Genomic DNA, 23,419 nt, shown 5'->3' on the forward strand with positions numbered 1-23,419 from the left:
GTTAGAACCGAAATGAGCCAAGGATCGAAAAAAGATCCCAGCGCTGAGACATGTCAGCAGGGTTGGGATTATCCAGGGTAGAAAGCCAGCCAGTACCGTTCACATGGTGATATTCCGCCCGCAGCATAAACTCGGGTGTAATGTTCCAGCGAAGACCGACAGTAATGTCCTTGGCGAAGCGATTGTGTGCATGCCGACCATCCCCGGTCCCCGAAGCCGCCCACTTTCTCCCCTGGCGGTCATTGCTATCCATATACAAAACATCGTAACGGGCAATCGCCTCCCACTCGGGTGTTAGCCGATAGACACCTTGAAAGTAATAGCTTTCCCCCGAAATATCCATATCTGGCATCGCGCCAAAATTTTTGTACTGGAGGTTGCGGAAGGCATATTCGGAGGTAAGGCTCCAGCGCTCGGCGTTATATTGCGCGGAGAAGATAACAGGAACGAAGTGAATAGAACCTTCCCCTGGAGAGTAGCTCATATTCAACTGAGTTGCGCTTGCTGCGAACCGTATGCGCCCGCCATCCAGTTCGTAGTTCACCCTGCCGATATATGACATCTCCGGCGCCAAATGGCCCTGCACTAACTGGCCGAACACAGCCGCCTCTGCTTCATCGCCCCTGACCAGTGGACGCGCAACCCCGGCCTGGAAAGAAATATCGCCCATCTCCGAACGGCGCTCGCCATACAGGTGCACGCCATCCGCGGCCAGCGCAAGCTTACGGGTGCGGTCAAAATAGATCGATTGCGGTAATAGAATGCTGGGCCGTGTAAAAGGCACATCCCGGGTATCGTTGTAGAAGCCGAGCGGGTTTTTCATTCTTCCCAGGCGTATCCCGAATTGACTGGTTTCGCCGGAGAAAACGGTATAGTCAATAAATCCATAATCGAGCCGGATATTGCCCTCGCTGCCTTTGCCTGCCCAGCGTGACAACATCTGGGCGGAGAATTGCAGCCTGGGTAACGGCCTCATGGAGGCGTTCAGCCCCAATTCACGGAAATCAAAGCTGCCGCTACCAGAACTGCTTTTACCGAAAACGTTATTATCCGAACTCATTAGCCACGACTGGCTTGCGAAACCATGAATCTGCAGGTTGTGCGGCAATTTTTCGGCCTCGGCCGCACAAGACCACAGGAGAACCTGCCCCATAACAAGCGTGGCAGTCCATCGATGGCTGCGAGCGCCGTTATTTGATCTGGAGTACATTGACTCTGCCATCCGTCCTGGATTTATTCAAATAGCCAATTGCCCCGGGTGTTGCTGCAACCTTGGCGAGCATTTCCTCGGAGGTGCCTACTGTATTGGGCGCTTGACCTGTGCCGGAGAAGACCAGGCGGTCCTAGGCCGAGCGAAGCTGATAGGGAAAGACATTCAACTTTTCCTTGGAAAATGCGGCATGCGAGGCCGCATCGTCCGGCATCACGAATACTTGTATGGCTGTGCCGTCCGGCCATGCATGGAGGCGCATGCCGAAAATGGCGCGCAAGGAACTTTTGGATATCGTTTTCTCGCTAACGCCGGGGTGCACCACGACCTCATATTGATCCGTTGCATGAGCAATGCCTGTACCGCATGCCATGCTGAGCAGCAAGCATGCGAAAAAGACAAGACGGCCAATATTTTTTTTAATGGTCACGATTTACTTTATTCATCACCATCTGCGCGCCGGGTTGATGGCTGACTGGAGCCGCTGGTGGAGAGGCAGAGAATGGGCGGATGGAAATTTCGAAGCGCAGCGGTCGTGGCATTGCGGCGGGAGGTGGCTCGCTTCCAAGCGATTACCGCCCTGGGTCTGAATTATTAAAATTTTCTTGCTGATACTTGTAAGGAGTCGTCCTCTGGTCCTATCCGGATTTTGCCAAAATCCGTCATCAGTTCCCAAAACTCTTTATTGTTTATGTACATCCTGTCCAGTAATTGGATCAAATTGATATAGTAGGGCCGGCGCGGACCATGATGATTGATTAGCGGGCCAATGACGTCGAACTGCAAGCCGAAGTGGCCCAATAGTCTGTTCAATGAAGGCTCCATTACCGAAAGGCATTGAGTGACATTATTTTTGGAAGACATGCGTATTATGCCAACCACAAGCGCGAGAACAGGATGGGGAAACCGTCGTTGTTTTGTAGGAGCCCACCCTTCGATATTTACGGCGCTCTTGTAGGCATGGAGCAATTCGTCACGGCGACGAGTAAACCGGCGTACAACGACCAGGCGAGATATCTCGGCAGTGTTTTGGCGCGTCAACTTGCTTCTATCAATGAGGACCGGATCAATTTCCATATGCTTTTCAGTCGGGAAGAGCCTTGCTGGATCGAGTGGGTCCTGCAGGATCAAACGCGCGGTACCCACAAATTCGCCAGTTGGACGATGCCGCAACAGTATATGAGATGAATGGCGGTCATATTCGTCGCTTTCCATCTCGTCAGGGTAATTCGAAGCTTCGAAGCCCGGAGCACGCTGCTCGATACAATACACCTGGTATCGCAGATGAAATACCTCGCGCAGCAATGCCGGGGAATCAGCGTCGACCACCTCAAAGTATTCGTTAAACGCGGCCACCACGTCGTTTGTCTGGATGAGCTCAGGTGACTTTAATGGAAATTGTAAAACTCGAAAATCACTCATTTTCAATCCATTATTTAGCTATATGCAAGTTGATCCGCTTGTAGTCGTCTACTTGCCTGAAGGGATAGACTGCAGGATGATCAGTATCGCGGGAAAGGGTCATTTATTACGATTGCATAATGAAAGTATTTAATCTCGCGCCATCCGCACCGAATTGGCTCGCCTCACGTGAAAAATGACAACAGGCCTTCACTTTCTCGTTACTTATCGAAGTTGCAAATCTTGTCGGCCGCATGCCTCCAGGTACTGGATGTTTCTCCGAGGAGATCAATGATTAACGGCCGGAATCCGCTCCACTTTACTGCAGCACGATGCGTGGAATTTCTTGCCTGCAATTTTCGATTCATGGCCGTCTTGCGGCAATAGTTCCCGTCTCACTTGTCGAGGGGGAGTGAAGAACTTGTTAAATCTGGCTTCCAGCCATTTAATTCCGGGCTATCAACGGTGTGAAGGGCAAAACTCGCAGGTTCGACCGTTATTTTGACTTGAGTTTATCGATTACGCTATAAGACATTGGATCCATCTTTATGCATAGCTGTAAAATTGTACAGCTAGAAATTAGCGGAATCAGCGGCAATCGGTGTCGTGGCTAGTTTAAAGACAGAGGATGTTCGTTTCGCCTTGGTATTCCAGAAAGAATCTCTGAAACCGGTATATTTTCTCTGATAAAAATCTGACCACAATAAGCCGGAGCGAATGGCCGACCCACGCAATGCGGCACAAGGTTCTTTCCTTGAAAACCTAAAGCTGGATGAACTATCTTCGCTGGCTGCTATAATGAATAGCGGGTATAACCGAAGCAGGGATTTTCAGGTTGACATCAGAAGTTCAGAAGTTTTCATGTGCCGCAGCTTGACCCAGGCTGTGATCGAAGTACAGGCGTATGAGGAAATGGCGTAGAGCCACCCTCTGAAAGGATCTGGAGTGACCCCGCGCCGGAAGATCCGATGCGAGAATTTGCATGGTGCCCAGAAGAGGACTCGAACCTCCACAGTGTTGCCACCGCTAGGACCTGAACCTAGTGCGTCTACCAATTCCGCCATCTGGGCAATGGTGAATCTTGTCCGGATATCAGACAGAGGCGCAATTTTATAGGAAATTATTGCTTTGTCAATTAAGAAGAAACGCAAATTACGCGATCTTGACCCTCAGCTTGAGCGTGAAAAGGCTCGTTACGGCCACGCATTGCCCAGCAGGGAATTCATACTCCAGGCCCTCGAAGATCAGGGGGTCCCGGTCAACGAGAACGTCCTGCAAAACCTGCTCGAAATCACTGAAGAAGAAACCGAAATTTTCGGCCGCCGCGTGTCCGCCATGCTACGCGAAGGCCAGATCATGCGTAATCGCAAGGGTGATATCTGCGTGGTGGAGAAGCTCGATCTCATCAGGGGGAGGGTTCAGGGTCACCCCGACGGCTTCGGCTTCCTGATACCCGACGATAGTAGTCCGGATTTATTTCTGAGCGCCAAGGAAATGCACAAGGCGCTGCATGGCGACAGGGTGATGGTGCGCGAAACCGGCGTGGACAGGCGGGGACGCAGGGAAGGAACCATCGTCGAAGTGCTGGAGCGCGCCGTTACACAGTTAGTCGGACGATTGCACGCCGATCACGGAATTCTGTTTGTAGAGGCGGAGAACAGGCGTATCAGCCAGGATATTCTGATACCTGGAGAAGAGTCCATGGGCGCCCGGGCGGGCCAGGTAGTAATGGTCGAAATCATCCAGCAGCCAAGCAAACACGCCCAGCCCATTGGTCGTATCGTCGAAATTCTGGGTAACTATACATCGCCCGGGATGGAGATCGAAATCGCCTTGCGCAAGCATGAATTGCCTCATCAGTTTCCGCCTGAGGTGGACAAACGTTCCGCCAAATTCCCGGACAAAGTTCTGAAAGCAGATCTGAAGGAGCGGGAGGACATCCGGCATTTGCCGATGGTGACGATAGACGGCGAAACCGCGCGGGACTTCGACGATGCGGTGTATTGTGAGCGCGACGGAAAGGATTACAAATTATATGTCGCCATCGCTGATGTCAGTCACTACGTGAGTTCCGGCGATGCGCTGGACCGGGAGGCATTCAATCGCGGCAACTCCGTGTACTTTCCTCGCCGCGTTATCCCGATGTTGCCTGAGGTGCTCTCCAATGGCCTGTGTTCGCTTAACCCGCAAGTCGAGCGCTTGTGCATGGTATGCGAGATGAATCTCGACACGAAGGGCGGTTTTCGTGAATACCGCTTTTACCCGGCGGTAATGTTTTCCCATGCCCGCCTCACGTATACCAAAGTTGCCGCAATGCTGGAGAATCCCAAGGGCGAGGATGCACAGCAATATAAAAATCTTTTGCCGCACATCAAGTTGCTCTACAAACTATTCAAGGTATTGTTGAAGGCGCGAGGCAAACGGGGTGCGATCGATTTTGAGACTATTGAAACCCAAATGATTTTCAACGATCAGGGCAAAATCGAGCGTATCCTCCCCGTGAAGCGCAACGATGCTCATCGGCTGATCGAGGAATGCATGCTTGCGGCCAATGTATGCGCCTCGGATTTTTTGCAGAAGCACAAACAGCAGACGCTCTATCGCATTCATGAAGGCCCTACACCCGAAAAGCTGCTTGCATTGCGTGATTTCCTGAAGGAATTCGGCGTGCAGTTAAGCGGGGGCGACGAGCCCGGAGCGAAGGACTATGCCAAAACGTTGACCAGAATCAAAGACAGGCCTGACGCGCAGCTGCTGCAGACGGTAATGTTGCGATCCTTGCGCCAAGCGGTTTACAGCCCGGACAACGTAGGGCATTTCGGCCTTGCATACGAGTCCTATACCCATTTCACGTCGCCTATCAGGCGCTACCCCGATCTGCTGGTGCACCGCGCAATCAAGGCAGTGTTGAGCGACACGGTGTATTCTCCCGGCAACTGGCATGAACTGGGCGAACATTGTTCACAGACAGAGCGCCGTGCGGACGATGCCACCCGCGATGTAGAGACATGGCTTAAATGCTATTACATGCAGGACAGGATTGGCGAATGCTTCGATGGCGTTATCAGCGGCGTAACCGGCTTTGGCCTGTTCGTCGCGCTGGATGGCATTTATGTGGAGGGCCTCGTACATATTTCGGAGTTGCCCAGTGACTATTTCCACTTTGATGCCGCGAAGCATATGCTGCTGGGCGAGCGTAGCGGCAAGCGCTATCGTCTTGGGGACCGGCTCAGGGTCAAGCTGGTGCGCGTCGATCTTGAAACAAGCAAGATCGATTTTGTTCTGGACGGAAATGGTGCGGCAAGTCGCACAGCCGAGAGTTGACCGGAAGAAGATGGTTTCGAGTCTCCGATCGGTCTGAGCTGACGCTCCCCCCTTTCACCTATTCAATTCCCCCGTTTGAATGTCCAACACTCGCCTTATATTCGGGTTTCACGCCATTACCAGCCGTCTCCGGCAGAATCCCGCGAGCGTCACGGAAATCTTTCTTGATGCCGGACGACGTGACCAGCGTGCGCGTGACCTGGCGAAGCTTGCTGAAACCCAGGACGTGCGGCTGATTCCGTGCGATGACGCGAGGCTTGCGGGAATGGCGGGTGGTGCGCGTCATCAGGGGGTTGCCGCTTGTATAGACGCTTCTCGCAGTTATATCGATATCGAAGACGTGCTTGACACTCTTGTCGAGCCGGCTCTGCTTCTGGTATTGGACGGGATACAAGACCCGCATAACCTGGGCGCATGTTTACGCGTCGCGGATGCCTTCGGCGTTCATGCCGTCGTCGCGCCTAAAGATCGCGCGGTCGGGCTCACCGCTACTGTTCACAAGGTCGCGAGTGGAGCAGTCGATGCGGTGCCATATATTTCCGTTACCAATCTGGCCCGTACCTTGCGGGAACTGAAACAGCGCGGCGTATCGATACTTGGAGCCACCGCGGATGCGGATAGCAACCTCAACGCTGCCATTCTGGATGGACCGATCGCATGGGTCCTGGGCGCGGAAGGGAAGGGCATGCGCCGCTTGACACGCGAAACCTGCGACCAGCTTGTCTCCATTCCCATGCTGGGCAGCGTCGAGAGCCTCAATGTCTCCGTGAGCGCCGGTATCTGCCTGTTTGAGACCCGCCGGCAGCGCAGTGCCAAAGAGCCTTGAATAGAGACGCGTCGAACGCGTGCTTCATCCGCTTGGACTTGGTAGCCGCATTCAGGATAAAATTGATATTCTCACCCCGGTTCAGTATAGTACTGGCCTCATCAACCCTTGCCTCACTGTGTTCGCATCACAGGAGGCTTAACCCATAAGGAGACTGCATGCGACATTACGAAATCGTTTTTATTGTCCATCCTGATCAGAGCGAGCAGGTTCCTGCGATGATCGAGAGATACCGCAGCATAGTGACCGCCAGGAATGGCCAGGTTCATCGACTGGAAGATTGGGGACGCCGGCAGCTCACCTACCTGATTCAGAAGGTTCACAAGGCACATTACGTGCTGATGAATATCGAATGTGATCAGGAAACACTGGATGAACTGGATCACTCGTTCAAATTCAACGATGCGATATTGCGTCATCTCACCATCAGGATGGACGGGCCGGTAACTGCTCCATCCCCCATGATGCGCGAAGAAAAGGCCAGGCCAGCCGCGCCGGCGGCAGAGGAGCTTAAAGAAACCACGCTTGCAACATAAGCTGGCAGCTTAGTTGGACTGCAACCAGACTGTCATTTGCGGCAAGATCATCGAAATCGGCGGTCTACGGTATACACCAGCGGGAGTGCCGGTCACCGAGTTCAGGATCATTCACGTATCGCGTCAAATCGAAGCAGGTAAGCCGCGCCGGGTAGAGTGCGAGGTTGCCGCAGTGGCGTTGGCCCATATGGCTGAAAGCATATCCCGCACAGCGCCCGGCACGATGGTGAAACTGGGCGGTTTTCTGGCAAAAAAAGGCCGCATGAGTTTGCAACTGGTGCTGCATGTGGACAAGATCGATCTTATTGAAATTTAAATATAGAGATCATTTAAAGGGAACAGGAAAAAGTTATGGCTCGTTTTACATCAAGACGTAAAGATGGGAAGGATAAAGACAAGGACAAGAAAGCAAACCGTCCGTTGTTCAAGCGCAGAAAATTTTGCCGTTTCACTGCAGAAGGCATCACGACAGTGGACTATAAGGATGTCGAGTTATTGAAAGATTTCATCAACGAGAACGGCAAAATCATCCCTGCCCGCATCACCGGGACAAAATCGCGCTATCAGCGTCAACTGGGTATAGCGGTTGAGCGTGCTCGCTTCCTGGCATTGCTCCCTTATACCGATTTACACTGAGGGTGATGATATGCAGATCATATTGATGGAAAAAGTCGTCAATCTCGGCCAATTGGGCGATGTTGTCAAAGTAAAAAACGGGTATGCGCGAAATTTTCTTATTCCGACAGGCAAAGCAAAGCGGGCAACGCCGTCAGCCATTGCCGAGTTCGAAGCAAGACGTGCTGAACTGGAAAAAACTCAGGCGGAAGTATTGTTTGCTGCTCAGGCTCATGCCGCCAAACTGGATGGATTGATGGTGCAGATTACCCAGAAAGCCGGTGTGGATGGCAAACTGTTCGGTTCGGTCACCAACGCCGATATCGAGGAGGCGCTTAAAGCCCAAGGGTTTGAGATTGAACGAGCAATGATACGGATGCCCGAAGGACCCTTGAAACAAGTGGGGGATCATGCGGTGGCTATCGCGTTGCACAGTGAAGTAGTGGCCAATATTGTTGTGTCCGTTCTGGGCGAAGCGACTGCCTGAAGAACCAGTTCACAAGACAGCGAAAAAGGGCTGCTGGCAGCCCTTTTTTGTTTTTCCATATCGCCATACCGCCCGGGTGGTAAAATCTTCATCCTCTCGTAACAGATCTGGATTCCATGGCTCAATTCCTCACCGCGGCCACCAGCGATCAATTGCTTGAATCGTACAAGATGCCGCCGCATTCGGTTGAAGCGGAGCAATCCGTGCTGGGCGGGTTGATGCTGGATAATTATGCCTGGGACAAGGTGGCTGATGTTATCACCGAGGATGATTTTTACCGGCAGGACCACAGACTCATCTATCGCCACATCTGTAAACTGGTTGAGCATAGCAAACCTGCTGACGTTGTGACTGTCGCCGAGTCGCTTGAAATATCCGCCGAACTGCAAAATGTAGGCGGATTGGCCTATGTTGGAATAATCGTTCAGAATACGCCCTCCGCAGCGAACATCCGGCGTTACGCGGAAATCGTGCGGGAGCGGGCAGTGATGCGCAGGCTTGCGCAAGTCGGTTCGGAGATATCGGACTCGGCGTATAGCCCCGCGGGGCGCTCGGCCTCGAATCTTCTGGACGAAGCCGAAGCAAAGGTGTTTGAGATTGCCGAGGCCGGCGCTCGGGGAAAGCAAGGCTTTGTCGATATCCAGCCGCTCCTCAAGCAGGTCGTGGAGCGTATAGAGACACTTTACAATCAGGACAATCCCAGCGATGTCACTGGAATTGCAACCGGATTTCATGATCTCGACCAGAAAACCTCCGGCTTTCAACCGGGCGACCTGATCATTGTCGCGGGCAGGCCGTCGATGGGCAAGACTGCTTTCTCGCTTAACATCGCCGAGCATGTAGCTTTGATGCTGGAAAAACCCGTCGCAGTGTTCAGCATGGAAATGGGCGGGGCGCAGTTGGCAATGCGGATGCTGGGATCGGTCGGACGCCTCGATCAGCACAAGGTCCGAACCGGCCGTTTGCAGGATGAGGACTGGTCCAAGCTGACCCATGCTTTGGGCAAGCTGAGCGACGCGCCACTGTTTATTGACGAAAGCGCGGCATTGAATGCGCTGGAACTGAGAGCGCGGGCGCGGCGGCTTCATCGTCAGCAGGGCGAACTGGGATTGATCGTGGTGGATTATCTACAGCTTATGTCCGCCAGCGGGCAGGGTGAGAACCGGGCTACGGAAATCTCTGAAATATCGCGCTCGCTCAAAGCATTGGCAAAGGAACTCCAGGTTCCCGTTGTCGCCTTGTCGCAATTGAATCGCAGCCTGGAGCAGCGCCCGAACAAGCGGCCAGTAATGTCCGATCTGCGGGAATCGGGCGCCATAGAACAGGATGCGGACCTGATTCTTTTTATCTACCGGGATGAGGTCTACAATCCCGAAACACAAGATAAGGGCGTAGCCGAAATCATTATCGGCAAACAGCGGAACGGCCCCATTGGTAAGGTAGATCTTACTTTCCTGGGCGAATATACCAGATTCGAGAGTTATGCCAAATCCGGGCATTATTAAAAGCTTCGGACAGGTGCTATTATCTCAGACCGTAGCGGCTTACAAAACCTCTGCCGCGTAATCTGCCAAACGCGAGCGCTCGCCCCGTTGCAGCGTTACGTGTCCGCTATGGTTCCACCCCTTGAAGCGGTCCACCACGTAAGTCAGCCCTGAACTCCCCTCGGACAGATAAGGTGTATCAATTTGGGCAATGTTGCCCAGACATACTACTTTGGTAGCGGGACCGGCTCGGGTGATAAGCGTCTTCATCTGCTTCGGCGTAAGGTTTTGAGCTTCGTCGATTATCAAAAACTTGTTGATGAAAGTGCGTCCACGCATGAAATTGAGAGATTTTATCTTGATGCGCGAGCGGATCAGATCAAGCGTGGCGGCGCGCCCCCAGTCTCCTGCGCTGTTGTCCGTCTTGTTGAGTACATCCAGATTGTCTTCCAGCGCGCCCATCCATGGCGTCATTTTTTCTTCCTCGGTTCCCGGCAGAAAACCGATATCCTCACCTACCGGCACGGTAACGCGCGTCATGATGATTTCGGAATAAACCTTGTGCTCGAGGGTTTGCATCAGTCCGGCCGCCAGAGTAAGCAAAGTTTTGCCTGTACCCGCCTGACCCAGCAGCGTAACAAAATCCACATCGGGATTCATCAGCAGATTCAGCGCGAAATTCTGTTCACGGTTACGTGCGGTGATGCCCCACACATTGTTTTTATGATGAGTGTATTCCTTGAGAGTTTGCAGAACCGCTGTTTTGCCACTACGCTCCTTGACCTGCGCATAGAATGGCTTGTCATGCTCCAGGTAGACGAATTGATTGAGCAGGAAGCTCGCGCATAATGGCCCGCTCACGCGATAAAACGTAGAACCGGATTGCTGCCACGATTCCATTTCCTTGCCGTGCCTGTCCCAGAAGTCCGCCGGTAATTCCTGTATTCCCGAAAAGAGGAGATCGGTATCTTCCAGAACCTTATCGTTGAAATAATCCTCCGCCGCCAGTCCCAGCGCACGCGCCTTGATACGCATGTTGATATCCTTGGAAACCAGTGTAACAGTCCGGTTCTGATAGGTTTCGTGCAAGAACTTTACCACGCCGATGATCTGGTTGTCGGCGCTCCCGCTCGCCAACCCCATGGGCAAATCGCTGCTGATAGCGTCGGTCTGGAGGAACAGCCTGCCGGTTGCACTCTTGCTGCCGTGCGGCTGCAACGGAATACCTTCGTTAATATCGCTTATCGCGCTGCTGACAATCTCGTCCAGAAAACGACTGGCCTGCCGGGCATTGCGGGCAACCTCGGACATTCCTTTTTTATTATTGTCGAGCTCCTCAAGGATGACCATGGGAATATAGACATCATGTTCCTGAAAGCGGAACATGCTGGTGGGATCATGCATCAGCACATTGCTGTCAAGCACGAATAGCTTGGGGTTGCTTTGTAGATGCCGGACTGCTGTAACGGAAGAAGGCCGTTTTCTAGGACCCATTGTTTACCTTGGGCAAGGCTTTCACGAACTCCAATACTTCCTGAACGTGACCCGTTATCTTCACACCCCGCCATTCCTTTCGTAATACGCCCTTTGCGTCTACCACGAAAGTACTGCGCTCGATTCCACGGACCTGCTTGCCGTACATGTTTTTCATCTTCATGACGTCGAACAGCTTGCAGACTGTTTCGTCAGCGTCGCTCAGCAGCTCGAAAGGAAAATCCATTTTCGTCTTGAAATTTTCGTGCGATTTGATGCTGTCTCGCGAGATCCCCACGATATTGCAGTCGAGCCTCGTGAAATCGGGGTAAGCGTTACGGAAATCCTGCCCCTCCGTGGTGCAACCGGGCGTGTTGTCCTTGGGATAAAAATAAATTACCAGGTTTTTTCCGACGGCTGCGGATAAACGAAAAGTCTGATTGCTGGTGGAAGGAAGCTCGAAATCGGGGATGGGTTGGTTTAACATGGAAAGGGATGTGTTTTAAAAGGACCTGCCTTGATTTTCATTTTGCATGTTACCAAAAAGATCGCATAAAGCAAATGTCGGGGTTTGCTGCAGCAACAGGGAAATAAACCCTGATGTCGACGACGGTGCGTATCTATTCAGAAATACCTGATTGTCCTCGTCTTGCGTCCGCCCAGCAATTAGGTGTTTCGAACAGGCGTACCTGTTCCAGCCTGAGGTGATTGCCATAGCTGTCCTGATAGGCTGCATCAAGTACGCGGAAGGCGGTGAGAGCGAGATTTTCGGCTGTAGGGGGCGTATCAAGCACTACCGTTTTATGATCCTCCAGAGATTGAAGGAATTCCAGTAACCTTACGTCTTCGGAATATACCAGGAACGCATGATCCCACTTATCCACCAGGGTAGTGTTGGCAATGCGTTTTATTTCCGAATAGTCCATTACCATTCCTTGCTCGGAAATGCCCGCGTCGGTGATAATATCCCCCGAGAGGGTGATTTCAATAGCATAGCGGTGCCCATGCAAGTGGCGGCATTGGCTATTATGGGAAGGTATGCGATGGCCGGCGTCGAATTCCAGCCTGCGAGTGATCAACATTACTGGAATTGTAACATTGCAGCGAACCGCTAAACTATTACATATTACCGACCACAACCGCGACGTTGCGGGGATGACATACATCTATCCCGTATTGTCGCGTCGAGCCGGCGGCGTCTCGATAGGTGTCAATCTTAATCCCAACAACGCCTGCAACTGGCGATGTGTCTATTGCCAGGTCCCGGACCTGAAACGCGGCACGGCGCCTAAAATCGATCTGGAAAAGCTCGAAGCGGAGTTAAGAATTTTTCTGCATGAAGCGCTTTATGGAGACTTCATGCAAGTGCAGGTACCGCCGGACGCAAAGCGCATCAATGATATTGCGTTTTCCGGCAATGGCGAGCCCACCAGTGCCGGCGAATTCGAGCATGTGGTTGAGTTGATAGGGCGCATCAAAGCCGATCATGACCTGCCCGAGGAACTTAAACTCGTGCTGATCACCAATGGCAGCCTGATAGATCGGCCGGGGGTCCAGGCGGGGCTGCGGAGAATGGCGGAGCTCAACGGCGAGGTCTGGTTCAAACTGGATAGTGTTACCCGCGAAGGCAGGCAGCGCGTGAATAGCACCCGGATGAGCCTGAGCAGGATGCGAAAAAACCTGCAACTAGCCGCCTCCTTGTGCCCTACCTGGCTGCAAACCTGCGTGTTCCAAATCGATGACGAGCCGCCGGCCAGGACCGAACTGGATGCTTATTTAACATTTCTGGAAGAATTCTTGCGAGGGGGCGGGCTACTCAGAGGTGTGCTGTTATATGGCCTTGCACGCCCGTCCATGCAACCGGAAGCTCCACGGCTGAAAAAAGTCGACCAGGAGTGGATGGAAGCCTTTTCAAGGGAAATTGAATCTCTCGGGCTTGCTGTCAAGCTTAATCCGTGAGCTTGCGGTTATCTTGCTTCTCGATCCCCCAGGTGATACTCAGCGAAACGAACAGAAAATTGTGCCGGGCCCGGATTGGGTCGGTATTTTATTGCTTACTTCGCTTTGGCCGCCTTCTTCAGGCTCTTGTATAAATCAGGATCCTGGCTTTTCAGCATCGCGGCTACAATCAAGTCATCTTTTTTGATTTTGGTGAGATCAATATGCTCAATATGCACAAGTCGTACGAGCTCTCTTACCGGCCTTGGCATATTTCGTCCGCTTTCATAACGGGAGCCCCCGCTTTGAGTGACACCGACTTTACTCCAGAAGTCATGCTGGTTAAGACCCAATTTACGACGGATTTCACGAGGATTGGATATTTCTTCGAAGAGTTTCATGTGTCGGCTCTCAATAGGTTATTAGTTGGTGTTATGTTATAGGATTATTGCACATACATAAATTTAATTTGTTTTCTTATTCTACGCAAGTACTAAGTGGGCCCCCTTTGGGTTCCGCAAGGATTATTCGAGTTCAGCGCTTGTCATATTGCATGGGAGTAAGCCCATGAATAAGAATCGTCCGATTTGCCGGCAAAACGCACCCCTCGGACAGGATTCGTTCAGCGGTTCCCGGGTTTTCTTTCCACTAATGAGGTAAAATCCGGAAGCAAAACTCCGATTATCATACTCAATTCCTGATTCCGGCTGTTCACGGCATTAAATTGATCCAGCATACAACTTGCTTTTGCTGGCAACAGGATTATTGTTCTTATTATTATAGAAGCGTTGTCATCGTGACACTTATTGTCCAAAAATACGGCGGTACATCGGTCGGCAGTACTGAGCGCATTAAAAATGTCGCCCGTCGCATAGCGAAATTTCAATCTCGTGGTCATCAGGTCGTAGTGGTAGTGTCCGCTATGAGCGGCGAAACAAATCGCCTTATTGCCCTTGCCCGGGAATTCCAGGCTCATCCCGATCCCCGCGAGCTGGATGTCATGGTTTCAACCGGCGAACAGGTATCCGTCGCCCTACTGTCCATGGCGCTGATGGATCGGGGTGTCAGGGCCAGGAGCTATACCGGCGCACAGGTGCGGATACTTACCGACAATGCCTATACAAAGGCACGCATATTAAAAATCGATGAGGATAAAATACGCGCGGATCTCGAGGCCGGTTATGTCGTAGTGGTAGCTGGATTTCAAGGCATGGACGAGAGCGGAAGTATTACCACTCTGGGCCGCGGGGGGTCCGATACCACGGCGGTTGCGCTGGCGGCGGCGCTTGCAGCCGGTGAGTGCCAGATTTATACCGACGTGGATGGCGTTTATACGACCGATCCACGCATCGTTCCGGAAGCCCGCAAACTCAAGACGGTGACCTTTGAGGAAATGCTCGAAATGGCGAGCCTGGGTTCGAAGGTTTTGCAAATTCGCTCGGTCGAATTCGCGGGCAAATACAAGGTTAAATTGCGGGTCCTGTCCAGCTTCGAAGAGGACGGCGAGGGTACCCTGATTACTTTCGAGGAAGAAGAAAATATGGAGCATGCGATTATCTCGGGTATTGCGTTCAATCGCGACGAAGCCAAGATTACTGTGCTGGGCGTGCCCGATCGTCCCGGTATTGCTTATCAGATTCTCGGCCCGGTGGCTGACGCCAATATTGATGTGGATATGATTATTCAGAACGTCGGACATGATGGCTTGACTGACTTTTCGTTTACGATAAATCGCAGTGAATTCGCCAGAACCATGGACATCCTGGAGAATCAGGTTCAACCCCACATTGGCGCAAGAGGTGTGATCGGCGGAGATAAAATAGCCAAGGTATCGGCGGTGGGTGTCGGGATGCGATCCCATGTGGGCATCGCCAGCAAGATGTTTCGAGCACTCGCGGAAGAAGGCATTAATATTCAAATGATTTCCACTTCGGAAATAAAGATTTCCGTGGTAGTGGACGAGAAATACATGGAACTGGCGGTACGCGTGCTGCATAAGGTGTTCGAACTGGACCATGTGTCCTGAGAACTCGCCCATGCTCCGACAGGTTTGATGCCCGATATATCCAGGCAGTCCACCGTTTGACCTGCGAGTCATAAACCGCTATTCTGTTGTGGGTTTTTGTGGAGAGATGGCCGAGTGGTCGAAGGCGCTCCCCTGCTAAGGGAGTATAGGCTCAAAAAGCTTATCGAGGGTTCGAATCCCTCTCTCTCCGCCAATAAGTAATTCCATCCATTCAGTAATTCCAACTCCATTGATTCCCGTAGAAAACTATTTCCCGTAGTTTCTTTTTACCTGGATTTACCACCTTCTCCCCTTGGGTTCGGGCAAGCTAGCGACCTGCAAAGGCTGATATCGCCATATTAGTATAGTAGCCCCGGTAGGCTCGCCTTCATCAAAATTTCCACTTCCCGGCTTCGGTTCCCATCCGGTCCGATCCGGCAAGCTGCCGCATCGTCATCCAACCGCCACGCCGCACGTTAATGAACTGAAGTCTGTCCGTGCTCTTATTCGCCCTGCGATGTAATGATTGCGACTTTTTCTGGTCATAGGAACTCCACACATACAGGCTAGCTGCATGAAAAAGCTCAAACTACTATGTTTCTCATGCTTGATCGTCGCCTTGCTCGGGTTGATCCCGGGCGAAGCGGCAATAGCTTTTGACGGAGACGATGGTGGGTTCGATGAAGGCTTTGATGGGGGGGACGACGCGGGCGGAGAAGCCGCCGACGGCGACCGCGGGGAAGATAGCGATGAAGAACAGGATGATCATCAAGGACAGGACCGCGATAAAGACGGGCGCGCCGGCGAACATGGCCATCACCATGGCCACAGGCACCACGGAGCGGGCGGACATACCCATATTATCCATGGATGGCCTGCGTTCGGGTTTGGTCCGGCTTTCGGTTTCGGCGCCTTCGGATATGCGCCACAGCCGTATGGATATTCTCCGGGAGGTTTCCGGCCCACTCAACCGGGCGTCGTATATGTTGAAAAAAAAGAGGATACCCCTCAGGCGGTCCCCACATCTCAAACAAATCATTGGTATTACTGCCGGGAAGCGGAAGGTTACTATCCCGAGGTAAAGGAATGCCCCGGAGATTGGGAGCAAGTTCCGGCGCAGGCAGGATCAGATGATCAGGAGTAGCGTCAACTGGCCCCCAATCTCCAACAGGGCCGGGGGTCGAAGGTTGAAGTAAGTGTTCAAGTGAAGCGCCGTGAGGATGTCTGACCGTTCACCGGCTTTTTCTTGTTAACTGCTTTCTTTACTGATAATCTAGACATTCGTCGTTTCGTGTCCACCCTTGTTTCTTCTTGCATTTCAGACTGGGATAGCATGATTAGACCTCCGGTCGAACCGTTTGTCTGCGGCATATCAGTGCTTACCGTTCGAAGTGCAAAATGTAAGCCTTGATTGTCGCAGGTCGCAGCCAAGCCGGATACGACAGTGCCGCTCGTCCCGGTGACGAGCGTGCAGTGCATGCTAGAGGAGAAGTGCATTGGAGTTCGCCTACCCCCGGCCACAGATGCAGCGCTCGAATTGGACTTCGCTTAACGGCACGTGGCGTTTTTGCTACGACGACGCACGCGAGTTTGCGCTCCCTTCGCAAATCAAGACTTGGCCGTTGAAGATTACGGTGCCTTTTTCGCCCGAATCGCAAGCGAGCGGTATCGGCGATCGCGGCTTTCATCCGCTGTGCTGGTATGAACGGGACTTCGACTGTGCACCCTCGCCGGGGCGTGTGATTCTGCGATTCGGCGCCGTTGATTACGCCGCCCGCGTGTGGATCAATGGATGCCTGGCTGTCACGCACGAAGGGGGCCACACCCCCTTCTGGGCCGACATCACACACATGCTTAACCCATCTAACGAGCAGACCGTGACGGTGCAGGTGGATGACGACCCGCATGAGTTGGCAAAGCCGCGTGGCAAGCAGGATTGGCAACTGGAGCCCCACTCCATCTGGTATCCCCGAACTACGGGAATCTGGCAGACGGTCTGGCTCGAACGGGTGCCGGACAGCTATATCGAGAAAATCCGCTGGACGCCGGAGCTCGACACGTACGCAATTGGTTTCGAGGCCAGGGTTATAGGAGACTGTGCCGACGACTTTACTGTGGATGTCTGCTTGCGCAATGGCGAGCAACTGCTTGCACATGACCGCTACAAGGTGCTGGACCGGGAAGTAGACCGGGTTATCGTGCTGTCTGATCCCGGCATCGACGATTATCGCAATGAATTGCTGTGGAGTCCGGAACGGCCCACGCTGCTCGACGCAACCATCCGGCTCATGCGTGGGGAAGAGGTGGTGGACGAATTCATCTCGTACACTGCGTTGCGGTCAGTGCATATCCTGCGAGACCGTTTCATGCTTAATGGGCGGCCCTACCCTCTGAGGCTCGTGCTTGACCAGGGCTATTGGCCTGATACTTTGATGACTGCTCCCGGCGACGATGCCTTGCGCCGCGATGTCGAGCTTGCGAAGGCCATGGGCTTCAACGGCGTGCGAAAGCACCAAAAGATTGAGGACCCGCGATATCTCTACTGGGCCGACAGGCTCGGGCTCGTGGTATGGGAGGAGATGCCCTCTGCATATCGTTTCACGCGCAGCGCCATCAAGAGGACGGTGCGCGAGTGGGCAGAGGTCATCGAGCGCGACTACAGCCATCCCTGCATCATCGTTTGGGTTCCTTTCAACGAATCCTGGGGCGTCCCCGATCTTACCGCCGTGGGCAAGCAGCGGCATGCTGTCGAGGCGCTGTATCACCTGACGAAAACGCTGGATGCGACACGCCCAGTTATCGGCAACGACGGATGGGAAAGCAGCGCCACCGACATCATCGGCATTCATGATTACGATGCGAACGTCGAGCACCTGCGACAGCGTTATGGCGCGGAGGTCCAGCCCGAGCAACTATTCGATCGGCGGCGCCCAGGGGGACGAATCCTCACGCTCGACGGCTACCCGCATCGGGGTCAGCCTATCATGCTCACCGAGTTTGGCGGCATCTCCTTCACCATGTGTCCCCAGCCGGACGTCGAGGATTCCTGGGGCTACACCGTTGCCAGAGATAGTGATGAATTTTTGCGGATGTACGGCAAATTGATGCTCACTGTGATCCAGACCGCGCTCTTCAGTGGTTTTTGTTACACTCAATTCGCTGATACTTTTCAGGAAACGAATGGACTGCTTTGCTCGGACCGCACCCCGAAAATCCCCATCGAGGAAATTGCAAAGGTGACCAGTATTTCGCGCACTCACATACCTGGAGGCGTCTAAGCGATGTATTCGCTTGATCTCACCAAGCCGGACGGGCGCGCGCTGACACTATATGCCCGCCATCCGCTCGACCCGAAAATCGTCGCCCCGAGCCCCTTCCCCGAACCGCTGAATGCAAGCCCTCACTTGCGGTGGCATCCGTTGCGCGGCGAGTGGGTGACCTACGCTGCCTATCGGCAGGGGCGCACTTTCCTGCCGCCCCCGGAATACAACCCGCTTGGCGTGACCACTGACCCGGCCCATCCGACAGAAGTACCGGCAGGTGGCTGGGACGTGGCGGTTTTCGATAACCGGTTTCCCTCGCTGGGTGGTCCCGACGCTGAAGAGCCCCCCGAATTGATCGTGCCGAGTGCGCGGGCAGCGGGTCACTGCGAAGTGGTGGTATTTACACAGGATGCACGCGGTTCGCTTGGAGGTTTGACGCTCGCTCACATCGAATTGCTGCTGCAAGTTTGGGGAGACCGCACGCTCAGGATGGTACAGAGGGGCGATATCGCCTACGTGTTGCCATTTGAAAATCGTGGCGCGGAGGTCGGCGTTACGTTACATCATCCTCATGGTCAGATATATGCCTACCCGGTCGTGCCTCCTGTGCCGGCACGAATGCAACAGGAAGCACAACGTTATTACCGGGGAAAAGGATGCGGCGTGCTGCAAGATTTCATCGCGGGGGAGCGGCATGCCGGTTTACGCATGCTTTATGAAGGTGCTCACGCAGTAGCTTTCGTTCCTGTTTGCGCCCGCTACCCATATGAAGTATGGGTAGCTACTATCGAGCCGGTTGAAAGCTTCATTCAGCTCACTCCCGATCAGCGTGCTGACCTCGCGCGGGCACTCAAGACAGTGCTGCTGAAATACGATGGTTTATGGCAACGGCCATTTCCGTATTTGATGGCGTGGTACCAGGCGCCTACCGACGGTGAACCTCACCCTGAATCGCATCTGCATGCGCAGTTCTACCCCCCGTACCGCACGCGCGACCGTCTCAAATACCTGGCCGGTACCGAAATTGCAGCAGGCTTCTTTGCCATGGACGCGCTACCGGAAGAGAAGGCCGGGGAATTGCAACGGGTAGAGATTGCACTCGAATGAATACCTCTCACGGTTGGCGGAACACTCCGGCCGGAAACACCGGCAATCCTGCAATACTCATCTGGAGCTCTGATGTGCAGTTTTGAGGCGGTGTTCGGTGCTCCGCCTGGGGTTGTAGCGCAAGCGCCCGGCCGGGTCAATCTGCTGGGCGAGCACACGGATTACAATGACGGCTATGTGTTACCTATCGCTATCGAACAGCAGACGACGGTTAGTATGCGGCACAATGATCAGGGTGAGTTCGCGCTGCACTCGGAAATGCTCGGCAGCACCGTTCGTTTCACGCTCGATACTCTCCCTGCAGAACATTTTGCTACCTACGTATATGGATGCCTGGTGGAAGCCCGTGCCGATGGCATCCATACGCCACCGCTGGATATTCATGTTCAATCAGATGTACCCATGGGAGTGGGCCTATCCTCAAGTGCGGCGCTAGAGGTTGCGACGTTGCGCGCATTGCGGGCTTTGACCGACCAGCCGCTGGACGACGTACGCATTGCACAATTGGCGCAGCGGGCTGAAATCAGACATGCGGGCGTGCGATGCGGCATCATGGACCAGATGGCTTCAAGCCTTGCGGACACGAAAAGTGCGCTGTTTCTCGATACGCGCACACTGGATCGGCGGCTTGTTCCGCTGCCGCCCGAATCGGCGGTACTGGTGCTTTATTCGGGCGTGGCCCGCACCCTTGCCGGGAGCGGTTACAACCAGCGCCGGGCGGAGTGTGAAGAAGCGGCGCAGCGGCTTGGCGTGGTTTCGCTGCGTGATGTTGACGATATCTCGGCCGCCGATACTCTGCCTGAGCCTTTGTGCCGCCGGGTACGTCATATCATTAGCGAAAATGCCCGGGTGCTGGTTGCGGCCGCTTGCTGCAGTGCCGGGGAATTCGGCGGCCTGATGAACGCATCCCATGCCAGCCTGCGCGACGATTATGAAGTCTCGGTGCCCGAGCTTGATCAATTGGTGGCGTTATTACAGGCCCATCCTAACGTGTATGGGGCCCGCTTGACAGGCGCCGGGTTTGGTGGCGCGTGCGTAGCCTTGTGTGAACCCCAAGCATTGAACGAGGTTTCCCAGGTAGTGCTGCAGGACTATTCCGATGAAGGCTTCACTGGGCGCGTGCTTGTACCGTCATTGTCCAGCACAGTTTAACGGGATATCGGTAGGTCGTTCTGCCGCGCCGGTCATTCGCCGCACCTTTATTTCACGATTATGACATTCCCGTTAAATGATTCGATGTACGCAATGGTGCTGGACGCGCCGGGACATCAGGTTCAGAAGCGTCGTTTACCTCGACCGCAACCGGCTGTCGATGAGATGCTGGTCAAGGTGTCGGCCTGCGCTGTTTGCCGGACGGATCTGCACGTGGTTGACGGCGAGTTGCCCCATCCGAAACTGCCCATCGTCCCAGGCCATGAAATTGTGGGACGAGTGGCTGCGTGTGGAACAAATGTTCAAAATTTTTCTATCGGCGACCGGGTCGGTATTCCCTGGCTAGGCTGGACCTGTGGCGTATGCCCCTACTGTCTCAGCGGCTATGAAAACTTGTGTACCAAGGCGAAATTTACCGGTTATGAGATTGATGGAGGTTATGCGGAATACACTGTTGCCGATGCGCGTTATTGTTTTCGTATCCCGGATGACTATAGCGACATCGAGGCGGCGCCCCTGTTATGTGCCGGATTGATTGGCTATCGCGCGTTGAAAATGACTGGCGACGCCGAGCGAGTTGGAATTTACGGCTTTGGCGCCGCCGCCCACATAGTGGCTCAAATCCTGGGCTATCAGGGGAGGAAATTATTCGCGTTCACGCGCGCGGAGGATACGATGGCTCAGGACTTTGCCGCCCGGATGGGCGCAGCATGGGCGGGCGGCTCGAACACGACGCCTCCCGAAGAACTTGACGCCGCTATCATATTCGCGCCTGTAGGCGCTCTCGTGCCCGCCGCCCTGCGAGCAATTCGTCCAGGGGGAATCGTCGTGTGCGGCGGTATTCACATGAGCGACATTCCCGCCTTTCCTTATGACATCCTGTGGCGAGAAAAAAGCGTGGTCTCGGTCGCCAATCTTACCCGCCGGGATGCCGAAGAATTTCTGGCAATGGCGCCGAAAGTGCCAATCAGAGTGACGACCGAATCGCTGCCGCTAAGCCAGGCAAATACCGCGCTGTCAAGGCTGCGTGAGGGCAAGTTAAGAGGTGCGGCAGTGCTTATTCCGGATTTTTAGCTTGCCAAATATTTGAGTTCCCACTAACTCCGCTTGGGAATAAAATCAACGTCCCAACAGTTCACCGAAAGGTTTAAGGAACTCGACACGGTCACAGATTACTTTTGTGATTGCGAGCAGGGGCGCACCCAGCAGTAAACCTGCTATCCCCCACAGCCAGCCGAAAAATAACAGTACGATAAATAGAACCGCGGGGTTAACACCTGCAAATCTACCCTGTAACCAAGTGGTAAACACCATTCCCACTACCCCTGAAATAAGCAAAAACACGCTCGCGACCAGAAGCGCTTGAGGAAGCGATCCGAATTGGAGCAAAGCCGCAACGCTGCTGGCAAGCGCGGTTCCCACCGTCCCCAGATACGGAATAAAATGCAATACCCCCGCAGCAAATCCCCACACGCCGGCATGCTCGAGTCCGATCATTTCAAACGCAAGCCAGGTAAGAACTGCAATCAAGGTGTTTGATATCAGCATGACAAGCAAGTAACGTTGAACTTGCTCGTCCACTTCCTCAAGTATCCGGACGGCGTCTTTCTTCTGCGTTAGCGATGGCCCGACAAACTGCACCAGCTTGCGCCGGAAGTGTGTACCCGAGGCCAACAGAAAATAAGTAAGCAACAGCACGATTGGAGCCTGTGCCGCGAACCCGACCAGCAAAGCGGTTTGCGTGAGCATAAAATCACGCACCCATGCGGTGGTTTCCGATTCCCGGGTTACTACCTGAACGTCCTGCGGCTTCATTCCTGAGTCAACCACGGCGCGTTGAAGCTCATCGGCAGCCTCCTGGACACGGTGCATCGCATTTGCGCCACCGCTGCGAAAGGCATTCAAACTCTGCCGCACCTTGCGCGCTGCATCCGGAAGTTGCTCGATCATTTCCGCCGCATCGCCACTTAAAGAGAATGTCATCCAGGAAGCGCCTCCGACAAGGGTCGCTAGTAAGAATGCAGCCCCTAATGCCCGTGGAACATGATATCGCTCGAACCAGTCCACGATCGGCCGCAATGTGTAACTTACAAGAATGCCAAACAATAATGGAACGATGAAAGCACGTGCCAGATAAAGCGCGGCAATCAGAGCGATTGATGCAAGTATCCACAAAGCCGTTGCGCTTCTTTCATCGGGAGTCGTCCCCGGAGGCGTTATTTCCTCGCTGACGGCACGCACAACAACTTCGGAGTCCGTCACAGTTAATTTGGTATCCTTTTCTTCTGAAGGCGGATTCATGGGATTCTTTATCCAGTTGGATGGCGGTTATGGTGCGTACGGTACCATTGAATGCAGCGAAGGTGCTCACCGTACACAGCAAAGATTGATGCAGGGCACTGAATGCCAATGCTTTGACCTGGCGGTACACCGATCTGGTATAATGGTGGACGGTGTTCTTGAATACCAAGCAAGTTGGCCAGCTTTAGCGCCCGTAGCTCAGTTGGATAGAGTACTTGGCTACGAACCAAGGGGTCGTGGGTTCGAATCCTGCCGGGCGCGCCACGAAAACAAGGGGTTAGGCATAAGTCTAGCCCC

23 protein-coding genes and 3 tRNA genes are annotated in these 23,419 nt (G+C 53.6%); 17 read left to right on the top strand and 9 right to left on the bottom strand.

Features of this window, described 5'->3' with window-relative positions:
• Nucleotide 1: 1 nt before the first annotated feature.
• The 3 genes from BMZ14_RS10865 to BMZ14_RS10875 all read right to left on the bottom strand — a co-directional run bounded on the left by BMZ14_RS10865 (nt 2) and on the right by BMZ14_RS10875 (nt 2,632).
• Nucleotides 2-1,210 carry a porin gene (locus BMZ14_RS10865; RefSeq protein WP_074797444.1) on the bottom strand — a complete coding sequence of 403 codons (1,209 nt, stop codon included), beginning with the start codon at nt 1,208-1,210 and terminating at the stop codon, nt 2-4.
• A 133-nt stretch (nt 1,211-1,343) separates the two neighbouring features.
• The gene (locus BMZ14_RS15490; RefSeq protein WP_256208573.1) at nt 1,344-1,640 is read right to left on the bottom strand and encodes a hypothetical protein; all 297 of its coding nucleotides are present in this window, start codon (nt 1,638-1,640) and stop codon (nt 1,344-1,346) included.
• Between the two features lie 164 nt (nt 1,641-1,804).
• The gene (locus BMZ14_RS10875) at nt 1,805-2,632 is read right to left on the bottom strand and encodes a PEP-CTERM/exosortase system-associated acyltransferase (protein WP_074797446.1); all 828 of its coding nucleotides are present in this window, start codon (nt 2,630-2,632) and stop codon (nt 1,805-1,807) included.
• Nucleotides 2,633-3,328: 696 nt separating this feature from the next.
• Here BMZ14_RS10875 and BMZ14_RS10880 point away from each other — a divergent pair.
• Nucleotides 3,329-3,532, top strand: a complete 204-nt coding sequence (locus BMZ14_RS10880) for a hypothetical protein (RefSeq protein ID WP_074797448.1) — start codon at nt 3,329-3,331, stop codon at nt 3,530-3,532.
• 62 nt (nt 3,533-3,594) lie between these two features.
• On the opposite strand, the gene BMZ14_RS10885 is transcribed toward BMZ14_RS10880, so the two are convergent.
• A tRNA-Leu gene (locus tag BMZ14_RS10885) sits at nt 3,595-3,681 on the bottom strand.
• Between the two features lie 58 nt (nt 3,682-3,739).
• On the opposite strand from BMZ14_RS10885, the gene rnr reads away from it, so the two are divergent.
• From rnr to dnaB, 7 genes are all read left to right on the top strand, one after another.
• The gene (rnr, locus tag BMZ14_RS10890; protein WP_074797450.1) at nt 3,740-5,935 is read left to right on the top strand and encodes a ribonuclease R; all 2,196 of its coding nucleotides are present in this window, start codon (nt 3,740-3,742) and stop codon (nt 5,933-5,935) included.
• Between the two features lie 79 nt (nt 5,936-6,014).
• Nucleotides 6,015-6,761, top strand: a complete 747-nt coding sequence (gene rlmB, locus BMZ14_RS10895) for a 23S rRNA (guanosine(2251)-2'-O)-methyltransferase RlmB (RefSeq protein WP_074797452.1) — start codon at nt 6,015-6,017, stop codon at nt 6,759-6,761.
• A 158-nt stretch (nt 6,762-6,919) separates the two neighbouring features.
• On the top strand, nt 6,920-7,297 hold the full coding sequence (gene rpsF, locus BMZ14_RS10900; protein ID WP_074797453.1) for a 30S ribosomal protein S6: 378 nt from the start codon (nt 6,920-6,922) through the stop codon (nt 7,295-7,297).
• Between the two features lie 13 nt (nt 7,298-7,310).
• Entirely contained in the window at nt 7,311-7,613 is a 303-nt protein-coding gene (gene priB, locus BMZ14_RS10905) for a primosomal replication protein N (RefSeq protein WP_074797455.1), read from the top strand.
• 35 nt (nt 7,614-7,648) lie between these two features.
• Nucleotides 7,649-7,933 carry a 30S ribosomal protein S18 gene (gene rpsR, locus BMZ14_RS10910; protein WP_074797456.1) on the top strand — a complete coding sequence of 95 codons (285 nt, stop codon included), beginning with the start codon at nt 7,649-7,651 and terminating at the stop codon, nt 7,931-7,933.
• A gap of 10 nt (nt 7,934-7,943) precedes the next feature.
• The gene (gene rplI, locus BMZ14_RS10915; protein WP_074797458.1) at nt 7,944-8,399 is read left to right on the top strand and encodes a 50S ribosomal protein L9; all 456 of its coding nucleotides are present in this window, start codon (nt 7,944-7,946) and stop codon (nt 8,397-8,399) included.
• A 116-nt stretch (nt 8,400-8,515) separates the two neighbouring features.
• Nucleotides 8,516-9,904: a replicative DNA helicase gene (dnaB, locus tag BMZ14_RS10920; RefSeq protein ID WP_074797460.1), complete on the top strand. Its 1,389-nt coding sequence runs from the start codon at nt 8,516-8,518 to the stop codon at nt 9,902-9,904.
• Nucleotides 9,905-9,943: 39 nt separating this feature from the next.
• Here the strand turns inward: dnaB and BMZ14_RS10925 are convergent, their stop codons facing one another.
• From BMZ14_RS10925 to queD, 3 genes are all read right to left on the bottom strand, one after another.
• Nucleotides 9,944-11,377 (bottom strand): PhoH family protein, encoded by a 1,434-nt coding sequence (locus BMZ14_RS10925; protein ID WP_074797462.1) that lies wholly within the window; start codon nt 11,375-11,377, stop codon nt 9,944-9,946.
• On the bottom strand, nt 11,367-11,843 hold the full coding sequence (locus BMZ14_RS10930; RefSeq protein ID WP_074797464.1) for a peroxiredoxin: 477 nt from the start codon (nt 11,841-11,843) through the stop codon (nt 11,367-11,369). Before BMZ14_RS10930 ends, BMZ14_RS10925 begins: the two co-directional genes overlap by 11 nt.
• Before the next feature lie 133 nt (nt 11,844-11,976).
• Nucleotides 11,977-12,438, bottom strand: a complete 462-nt coding sequence (queD, locus tag BMZ14_RS10935) for a 6-carboxytetrahydropterin synthase QueD (RefSeq protein WP_074797467.1) — start codon at nt 12,436-12,438, stop codon at nt 11,977-11,979.
• 16 nt (nt 12,439-12,454) lie between these two features.
• Here queD and BMZ14_RS10940 point away from each other — a divergent pair, with 16 nt between their 5' ends.
• On the top strand, nt 12,455-13,315 hold the full coding sequence (locus tag BMZ14_RS10940; protein WP_256208575.1) for a radical SAM protein: 861 nt from the start codon (nt 12,455-12,457) through the stop codon (nt 13,313-13,315).
• 95 nt (nt 13,316-13,410) lie between these two features.
• Here BMZ14_RS10940 and BMZ14_RS10945 read toward each other — a convergent pair whose 3' ends face one another.
• Entirely contained in the window at nt 13,411-13,695 is a 285-nt protein-coding gene (locus tag BMZ14_RS10945) for a helix-turn-helix domain-containing protein (RefSeq protein WP_074797469.1), read from the bottom strand.
• Between the two features lie 395 nt (nt 13,696-14,090).
• On the opposite strand from BMZ14_RS10945, the gene BMZ14_RS10950 reads away from it, so the two are divergent.
• The 7 genes from BMZ14_RS10950 to BMZ14_RS10980 all read left to right on the top strand — a co-directional run bounded on the left by BMZ14_RS10950 (nt 14,091) and on the right by BMZ14_RS10980 (nt 21,895).
• Nucleotides 14,091-15,320 carry an aspartate kinase gene (locus BMZ14_RS10950; protein WP_074797472.1) on the top strand — a complete coding sequence of 410 codons (1,230 nt, stop codon included), beginning with the start codon at nt 14,091-14,093 and terminating at the stop codon, nt 15,318-15,320.
• A gap of 100 nt (nt 15,321-15,420) precedes the next feature.
• A tRNA-Ser gene (locus tag BMZ14_RS10955) sits at nt 15,421-15,513 on the top strand.
• A 360-nt stretch (nt 15,514-15,873) separates the two neighbouring features.
• On the top strand, nt 15,874-16,443 hold the full coding sequence (locus BMZ14_RS10960) for a hypothetical protein (protein ID WP_143071968.1): 570 nt from the start codon (nt 15,874-15,876) through the stop codon (nt 16,441-16,443).
• A gap of 352 nt (nt 16,444-16,795) precedes the next feature.
• Nucleotides 16,796-18,577, top strand: coding sequence for a glycoside hydrolase family 2 protein (locus tag BMZ14_RS10965; protein ID WP_218145020.1), 1,782 nt, complete (start codon nt 16,796-16,798; stop codon nt 18,575-18,577).
• 3 nt (nt 18,578-18,580) lie between these two features.
• Nucleotides 18,581-19,669, top strand: coding sequence for a galactose-1-phosphate uridylyltransferase (gene galT, locus BMZ14_RS10970; RefSeq protein WP_074797478.1), 1,089 nt, complete (start codon nt 18,581-18,583; stop codon nt 19,667-19,669).
• 72 nt (nt 19,670-19,741) lie between these two features.
• Complete coding sequence (galK, locus tag BMZ14_RS10975) at nt 19,742-20,821, top strand: galactokinase (protein ID WP_074797480.1); 1,080 nt, start codon at nt 19,742-19,744, stop codon at nt 20,819-20,821.
• Between the two features lie 60 nt (nt 20,822-20,881).
• Entirely contained in the window at nt 20,882-21,895 is a 1,014-nt protein-coding gene (locus BMZ14_RS10980; protein ID WP_218145021.1) for a zinc-dependent alcohol dehydrogenase family protein, read from the top strand.
• A 45-nt stretch (nt 21,896-21,940) separates the two neighbouring features.
• Here BMZ14_RS10980 and BMZ14_RS10985 read toward each other — a convergent pair whose 3' ends face one another.
• Nucleotides 21,941-23,122, bottom strand: a complete 1,182-nt coding sequence (locus tag BMZ14_RS10985) for an AI-2E family transporter (protein WP_074797486.1) — start codon at nt 23,120-23,122, stop codon at nt 21,941-21,943.
• Between the two features lie 187 nt (nt 23,123-23,309).
• On the opposite strand from BMZ14_RS10985, the gene BMZ14_RS10990 reads away from it, so the two are divergent.
• A tRNA-Arg gene (locus BMZ14_RS10990) sits at nt 23,310-23,386 on the top strand.
• Nucleotides 23,387-23,419 lie beyond the last annotated feature (33 nt).

Origin of the sequence: Nitrosospira briensis (assembly GCF_900115125.1) — a bacterium.
GTDB lineage: Bacteria > Pseudomonadota > Gammaproteobacteria > Burkholderiales > Nitrosomonadaceae > Nitrosospira > Nitrosospira briensis_A.

Excerpts from the sequence above, each read along its gene's own strand:
- dnaB (WP_074797460.1), top strand. The coding sequence starts at position 8,516 with ATGGCTCAATTCCTCACCGCGGCCACCAGCGATCAATTGCTTGAATCG.
- rplI (WP_074797458.1), top strand. The coding sequence starts at position 7,944 with ATGCAGATCATATTGATGGAAAAAGTCGTCAATCTCGGCCAATTGGGC.
- rlmB (WP_074797452.1), top strand. The coding sequence starts at position 6,015 with ATGTCCAACACTCGCCTTATATTCGGGTTTCACGCCATTACCAGCCGT.
- queD (WP_074797467.1), bottom strand. The coding sequence starts at position 12,438 with ATGTTGATCACTCGCAGGCTGGAATTCGACGCCGGCCATCGCATACCT.
- BMZ14_RS10925 (WP_074797462.1), bottom strand. The coding sequence starts at position 11,377 with ATGGGTCCTAGAAAACGGCCTTCTTCCGTTACAGCAGTCCGGCATCTA.
- galK (WP_074797480.1), top strand. The coding sequence starts at position 19,742 with ATGTGCAGTTTTGAGGCGGTGTTCGGTGCTCCGCCTGGGGTTGTAGCG.
- BMZ14_RS10960 (WP_143071968.1), top strand. The coding sequence starts at position 15,874 with ATGAAAAAGCTCAAACTACTATGTTTCTCATGCTTGATCGTCGCCTTG.
- BMZ14_RS10880 (WP_074797448.1), top strand. The coding sequence starts at position 3,329 with ATGGCCGACCCACGCAATGCGGCACAAGGTTCTTTCCTTGAAAACCTA.
- rpsR (WP_074797456.1), top strand. The coding sequence starts at position 7,649 with ATGGCTCGTTTTACATCAAGACGTAAAGATGGGAAGGATAAAGACAAG.
- BMZ14_RS10875 (WP_074797446.1), bottom strand. The coding sequence starts at position 2,632 with ATGAGTGATTTTCGAGTTTTACAATTTCCATTAAAGTCACCTGAGCTC.
- BMZ14_RS10945 (WP_074797469.1), bottom strand. The coding sequence starts at position 13,695 with ATGAAACTCTTCGAAGAAATATCCAATCCTCGTGAAATCCGTCGTAAA.
- rpsF (WP_074797453.1), top strand. The coding sequence starts at position 6,920 with ATGCGACATTACGAAATCGTTTTTATTGTCCATCCTGATCAGAGCGAG.
- BMZ14_RS10930 (WP_074797464.1), bottom strand. The coding sequence starts at position 11,843 with ATGTTAAACCAACCCATCCCCGATTTCGAGCTTCCTTCCACCAGCAAT.
- galT (WP_074797478.1), top strand. The coding sequence starts at position 18,581 with ATGTATTCGCTTGATCTCACCAAGCCGGACGGGCGCGCGCTGACACTA.
- BMZ14_RS10865 (WP_074797444.1), bottom strand. The coding sequence starts at position 1,210 with ATGTACTCCAGATCAAATAACGGCGCTCGCAGCCATCGATGGACTGCC.
- BMZ14_RS10985 (WP_074797486.1), bottom strand. The coding sequence starts at position 23,122 with ATGAATCCGCCTTCAGAAGAAAAGGATACCAAATTAACTGTGACGGAC.
- BMZ14_RS10980 (WP_218145021.1), top strand. The coding sequence starts at position 20,882 with ATGACATTCCCGTTAAATGATTCGATGTACGCAATGGTGCTGGACGCG.